Here is a 6,000-nt window from a genome sequence, read left to right on the forward strand (position 1 = left end):
CCGTTGAAGTCACGGTCCTGGTAGAGGCACAGGGGCCACTCGGGCCGGAGAGCGCGGGCCTGCCAAGCCGCAGGAGCCGCCCCGCCCACGTGCACCCTCCGAAGCCATGATCTACCTCGCCATGAGCGACCTGATGGCCCGCCGCCTCACCGGCGAGGCCACCATCTCCTGGCGCGACCCGGCATCAATGGATCAAAAACATATACCGGGATGAAGAAACGAGAGAAAGTGATCTCTCAGCGACGAGGAACCCTCTTCGCCGAGACCGCCGACCGCCTTCCAGACCTTCCTGGACCAGAACGAGATCCCCCGGTCGAAGTCCTGGCGGATCTTCGGCAGTTGAGCCCGACCATCCAAGATCCCCGACATCTCCAGCCGCTTGACGATCTATAGCAGCTTCAGAGTCAAGTGAGGAACGCAGGAAGCCCCGTCGGGGCAGGGTGACCAAATGGGGCCCCTGCCCCGACGGGGCTCGGTCGGCCGGGCGGCGGGTTACCGGCGCCCGGCAGAGGCCGGTGCCGTGTGCGGTGCTTTGCGGCTCAGCCGAAGTTCACGTCGCTGCACCACATGTAGGCCTGGTCGAGGTGCGAGGCCTGCCAGATCACGAACAGGATGTGGTGTCCGGTGTAGCCGGAGGTCTGGACGGGGAACGTGATGTCCTGTGCCGGGGCGAAGCGGCCGGTCTGCGTGATGAAGTCGAGGTTGCTCCAGCCCAGGGTCTGGGTGTTGGGGTTGAAGCCCTGCTTGCTCACGTAGACCTTGAAGTAGTCGGCACCGTGGGACGCCTGGTCGTACATGTGGACCGAGAAGTTGTTGCCGATGGTGGTGGTCTTCCACGGTCCGGGCTTGTCCAGGCTGGCGTTCCTCGAGAGGTTGTTGCTGCAGAGTGTCCCGTCGGGGGTCCGTGCCTGGAACTGGCCCCCGAGGCCGTCGCGGAGCGCGCTCATCCAGTTCCACATGGTGTCGGGGTTGGCCTGGAAGGCCTGCCAGCACATGGGGTCTTGGGTCTGCATGGCCGGGTTCGTGTGGTCGTTGCCCCACGTCTTCCAGCACTGGTACGCGCGGGTGGCGGGGCCGACGACGGTGCCGTGAGCCTGGGCGGGGGTCGACCAGGTGAGGGCGCCGACGGCCACGGCGAACAGCATGACGAGCGCCTGGAGAGGCCGGCGGAGGGACGCTCGCGAACGCCCGGTTAACGGACTCTTTTTGCGCATGGTGGGGGACTCCTTCCAGTTGCAAGGCTGTTATGGGAGCGCTCCCAAAGGTAGGTCTTCCGGGTGAGATGTCAATGAAGCAGACGGAGTTGATTACAGGGGTGGGTGGCGAGCAGGGAATCTGCCGTGAGCCGGAGTCAGAATTGTTCGCGGGACCGGAAAACGAGGATGCGGCCTGGACCTGTGTGCCTGGCCGACGATGCCACCCCCTTCTGGCGCGACCCGACAATCGGGGATTTAACACTCATTCCGGGATAAAATATCGAGAGAAAGTGACCTCTCAGGGGCGCGATGGTGCCGAAGCTCAGCAGGCCCCGGCCCCATACGGCCAAGTCCTCCGTTGCCGTCGCATTCTCCGACGGCTCGATCACCCTGTGGGACCTGGCGCAACTACCCAAGATCCCAGCGACGGAAAAGGCCACCAAAGAAGCGCTCCGGCAGCAGTGTCTGGGAACGCCGGTCCTCCTCAGCCGAGCTGAGTGGAAGCGGCTGATCCCGGAACTGCCCTACGCCCCGGCATGCATCGAGGTCATGAAACGCCAAGCCGAGGGGGAGCACGAGTGACCACATCCACCACGGACGAGGCACCGCCCCCGCCGCCCGATGACCAGGAACCTTCCGGGGTCCGGAAACTGTGGGCGAAGCTGCGCCGCGAGCCGGGGCGGAAGCTTCTTGCACGGCTCACCGTAGCCGGTTTCACTGTTGCCGTGGCCAGTTCGTCTGGCCGATCGTCCAGAGCTACCTCGATAAGGGCGAGTTCAGCGTGCTGCAACTCTCGGCCAACGGCTCCCGTCCCATCGAGGTGAAAACCGCTGGCGAGAAGAATAAGACGGACGCAACGGTGCTCTCCTTGTACCTGGGCAACGACACCGACGACCTCAAGGTCTTCGACGAAATCAAAGTCGAGACCAAGGACTTCATTCCGGTGACCAACTGCGTCCGGGGAGTCGGCGGTGACGTCAAAATCACCGGGGGATACGGCATGGCCCTCCCCGACAACGGCAAGACCACCAGGAGATCCATCCTCTACGAGATCCGGCCGCGCCGATCGGAAGGAATGGCGATCACAATGGGTTCCCGCGTGGAGAAGGAGGGCGTGTACCTGCTAGAAGTTTTTCTCCACGAGCGCGGTGACGACTGCCAGAGCATGGGCACCATCGCAGCACTGTCAGCGCCCGGACTGAAGAAGCTCTACCCCATCGACCTCAGCCTGCTCCCCCACTGCACGACTGGCCCAGTACCCGCTGCGTACAGGACCTCGAGGACGAACTGTCGAACCTCGCTACCCCGGAAGGCTCACTACCCAAGAGCGTGAAGACCCTTCACGCCGGTGTACGCACGACGGCCGACGACCTCTCATGAGCCGGGGATGCCTGGCTGACCGCGTGAGGACCCTGGCCGCCACGCACCGGCAGAGCCTTGTGAGCGTCGAGCTCGGCCAGGCGCTTGATCTGTTGAGGCGTCACCATCGTCGCGCGTGCAGACGCCGACGCCGATGCCGGCCCGCCCGGAACTCGCTGGTGATCGGCATGAGGTCGGCATGCATGAACGGCTCGCCGCCGGTCAGCATTACCCCGTTCACGCGGGCCGCCGCAACCTGCGGGATGAGCTGGTTCCGGACTGCGCCCAGCGGCATGTACGCGCCGCGCTTCGTGGCTGAGACGAAGCAATGCCTACACGTCTCGTTGCACGGCTCACAGATCTGGGTCAGGGCCTTGCGGTGCGGGTGGTCGACCTGTCGTGCGGAAGTAGCAGGACGCGGCTTGTTCTCCGGTGATGATCGGGCGTGCGGTCACGCGGACCTCCACGGGTAGGGGGTTGCGATGGAACCGCCCCCGGTCCGTACGCAGGACGCGGCACGGGCCGGGGGCTGGGAGTTCGTCAGGCCGAGGCGACGCCACGGTGGTCGTGGTGGGCCTGTGACTCAAGTCCTCTTCAGTGCCGGACGATCAGATCGTGTTGGCGACCTTGTCCAGCAGGGCGGCGCTGGCCGGGATGTCGTGGCTGAGCTGAACCGCGCGGTGCGGCAGCTGGGCGAGACGGGCCGCCACCTCGGCGCGCGCGCTCTCCCGGCCGCCCCCGTCCACGCCTTGAGCCTGGCCGAAGATGTCCGGGTACCGGTCCTCCGTCGCGCCCGACATGAAGTCGGCCTCCCCCAGCGTCCGGGTCCCGTCGATGATGTCCGGCGCCGCGTCGGCGTCGATCTGGGGGTAGAGGAGGCCCGCGGCTCGGCCGCCGGTGGCCAGTGGTACGTCGAACAGGTCTGGGAACTGGTCCGGGAAGACTTGTACCTTCCGTTCCCGCTTCTTGTTCTCCCACAGCGGCGTGTGGTCGCCGGCGAGCAGCGCCTCGGTGACGGACTCGTGCTGAGTCGGGTGGAAGGTGCCCCCGGTCCGCAGGTGTTCCCGCGCGGTGACGTCCCAGCCGAGCGCGTGAAGCAGGCCGAGGCCGAGCGCCGCGGCGGACGGCCAGGGAACGACCTCGATGTCCCGCTCGCAGGTAGGCCGGACCAGGACCCGGTCGTTGGCGAGGAACTGCCAGCCGTGCGAGGCGAGCAGCAGAGCCGTGGTGGTCTTCCCCGCCCCCTTGTCGCCGAAGGTGAGGAGGGTCGCGCCGTCGGCCGGCCTGACGACCGCGGAGGAGTGGAGCACGGCCCATCCGTCCCGCAGGAGCTGACCACGAATCGCCTCCCGCGCGAGGCGCGCGGCGGCCAGGGCGACAGGCTGCGGGTCGGTACCGGCGAGGACGAGTCGGCTGGAGGACGGCGTGCTGCGGTACGCGATTCCCTCGTCCCGCGACGTAGCGATGATGTCCTCGCCGTCACATGCCACCAGCAGCGGGTGCTTCGCGTAGTCCACGGCCTTCGTGGGCCGGCCGTCGTGGACGAGGAGGGTGATCTCCTCGTAGCCGGCAGGCTTGATGTGCGCGATCACCACGGCGTCGGCGCACACGCCGCCCGCGTCCACCGATGTGGCGTTCCACCACGGGCCGAAGTAGCGCAGGGCCCAGTCCGTGACCTCCGGGCGGTTGCTGAGCACGGTGACGGCCGCCGCGGCGGCCTCAAGTCGGGTGGCGCTGATCATGTGGCGATCCTCTCGGTAACTGCGGGTAGAAGGGTGTAGGCGTCACGGAGACTGCTGGCCGCAGAGTCCAGACGCAGGCGTTCAGAACGGGTGAGCCGGGGCAGGCACGTCACGGCCTTACCGCCGGTGAAGCGCATCGGAATTCCGAGCCAGACGTCCCCATACGGCACGGACAGTTCCTCGATGCCGTCGACCAGGCCGAGGGTCTTGCGGAGCGTGGACAGTACGGCACCGGCCGGGCCGCAGCGGGTACGGCCGATGCCGTTACGGATCAGCGCCGGGCGTCGCTGGAGGTCTTGCACGACCGGCCCTATCGGTACGTGGACGGGCTGGCCATCGACGGTCGTCGCTGACGCGCAGACGACGGCGCGGTCACCGTGCTCGCCGATCACGTGGCCGCGCACGAGGTCCGGGGTCACCTGTGCGTACCGGGCCAGCAGGAGCCGGTACCGGGCCGAGTCGAGGTTTGACCCGATCCCGAAGACCCGTGTGCAGCCTGACACTTCGGCGAAGCGGCGGGTCATCAGGTCCACGGGGTTCGTCACGACGAGGACGGTCCCGCCGTAGCCGTGCAGCTCTCGCGCGAGGACGCCGAGAGCGGGAGCGTTCGCAGCGGCGCCTGCGCGCCGGATGTCCCGCTCGGCGGTGTTCTTGAAGTCGGTACGGAGGGCGATCACCACCGCGTCGCAGCCGTGAAGGTCAGCGACCTCGCCGGCCCCGACCTCCGTGCGCGACCGGGCGGCGAGCGCGAGGTCCTGGAGGTCGGCGGTCAAGCCGTGGACCTGATCCGGCTGCCGGGACACAACGAGGAGCCGTCCGGACAGTCCAGCGGCAACGAGGCCCGCGGCGAGGGTCTGCCCGACGGCGCCCGCCCCTACGATCCCCACCACCGGGCCGCTCATCGAGCGCTCCCAGCAGTGTGCTCCACCTCGGAGAACACAGCGTCCAGGAGCCGGGGACCGGCCATCGACCCGACGAGGAGGGCACTCACTCGGTCCACGATGCCCGCCACCATGCGGGCCTGCGCAACGAGGGACTGCTGATGGGGTGCCAGGGGGAGACCCGTAGGCGCGCTGAGGTATGTGCTCAGGATGCTCACGGTGTCCATCAGCCACAGGACCATGACCTCACGGAGTCGTCCCGCCCGCTCGTGCTCGGGTTGCGCCGCGACGTACCGAGTGAGAGTGGCGGCGACCCCTTGCACGATCTGCTGTCCGGCGCGCTGGTCCCTATGTCCGAGGGCGAGAAGGAGTGCCCGGCCGGCGAGTTTGGCGATGTCCGGCTGAGGCCCGGCCGCCCACTGCACTGCCGGGTCGATGAAGTTGAGGCGGGGGCCGTCGATGAAGACGTGCTCGGGCTTGAGGTCCCCGAACGCCACCGTGTCCTGACGGGGCGAGATCGCACCGGTCATCCGGAGCAGTCGCCACACCGCGTTCTGGACCAGCTCCACGACCTCTTGACGCTCATGCTCCGGATGAACCGCCCCGGGTGAAGTGGAGACTCGATTTCATGAAAGGACCGAGTCATGGCACGACCTTCCCGTTACCCGCTTGAGCTCCGCCGTCGTGCGGTGCGCATGGTCGCCGAGGTGCGCGACGACTACCCGAACGAGACGCTGCGGAACTGGGTGAAGCAGCAGGAGGTCGACGCGGGGACGCGTCCGGGGACGACGACGGAGGAGTCCGCCCAGCTCAAGGCGCTGA

7 protein-coding genes are annotated in these 6,000 nt (G+C 67.5%); 2 read left to right on the forward strand and 5 right to left on the reverse strand.

Going from position 1 to position 6,000, the window contains the following annotated elements; all coding sequences use genetic code 11:
* Positions 1 to 539: 539 nt before the first annotated feature.
* A complete protein-coding gene (locus ACFRKB_RS20830) occupies positions 540 to 1,214 on the reverse strand; it encodes a lytic polysaccharide monooxygenase auxiliary activity family 9 protein (RefSeq protein WP_463291742.1) in 675 nt (224 codons plus the stop codon).
* A gap of 291 nt (positions 1,215 to 1,505) precedes the next feature.
* On the opposite strand from ACFRKB_RS20830, the gene ACFRKB_RS20835 reads away from it, so the two are divergent.
* Together ACFRKB_RS20835 and ACFRKB_RS20840 are read left to right on the forward strand one after the other, a co-directional pair.
* Positions 1,506 to 1,778, forward strand: coding sequence for a hypothetical protein (locus ACFRKB_RS20835; protein ID WP_383107627.1), 273 nt, complete (start codon positions 1,506 to 1,508; stop codon positions 1,776 to 1,778).
* Positions 1,779 to 1,977: 199 nt separating this feature from the next.
* A complete protein-coding gene (locus ACFRKB_RS20840; RefSeq protein WP_383107628.1) occupies positions 1,978 to 2,529 on the forward strand; it encodes a hypothetical protein in 552 nt (183 codons plus the stop codon).
* Positions 2,530 to 2,676: 147 nt separating this feature from the next.
* Here ACFRKB_RS20840 and ACFRKB_RS20845 read toward each other — a convergent pair whose 3' ends face one another.
* From ACFRKB_RS20845 to ACFRKB_RS20860, 4 genes are all read right to left on the reverse strand, one after another.
* Entirely contained in the window at positions 2,677 to 2,850 is a 174-nt protein-coding gene (locus ACFRKB_RS20845) for a hypothetical protein (RefSeq protein WP_383107629.1), read from the reverse strand.
* Positions 2,851 to 3,163: 313 nt separating this feature from the next.
* Positions 3,164 to 4,297 carry a phosphoenolpyruvate carboxykinase (ATP) gene (locus ACFRKB_RS20850; protein ID WP_383107631.1) on the reverse strand — a complete coding sequence of 378 codons (1,134 nt, stop codon included), beginning with the start codon at positions 4,295 to 4,297 and terminating at the stop codon, positions 3,164 to 3,166.
* On the reverse strand, positions 4,294 to 5,199 hold the full coding sequence (locus tag ACFRKB_RS20855; protein ID WP_383107632.1) for a lactate/malate family dehydrogenase: 906 nt from the start codon (positions 5,197 to 5,199) through the stop codon (positions 4,294 to 4,296). The genes ACFRKB_RS20850 and ACFRKB_RS20855 overlap by 4 nt, the downstream gene beginning before the upstream one ends.
* On the reverse strand, positions 5,196 to 5,747 hold the full coding sequence (locus tag ACFRKB_RS20860) for a hypothetical protein (protein ID WP_383107633.1): 552 nt from the start codon (positions 5,745 to 5,747) through the stop codon (positions 5,196 to 5,198). Before ACFRKB_RS20860 ends, ACFRKB_RS20855 begins: the two co-directional genes overlap by 4 nt.
* Between the last annotated feature and the right edge of the window lie 253 nt (positions 5,748 to 6,000).

Origin of the sequence: Streptomyces scopuliridis (assembly GCF_042790125.1) — a bacterium.
In the GTDB taxonomy this organism is placed as follows: domain Bacteria; phylum Actinomycetota; class Actinomycetes; order Streptomycetales; family Streptomycetaceae; genus Streptomyces; species Streptomyces scopuliridis_A.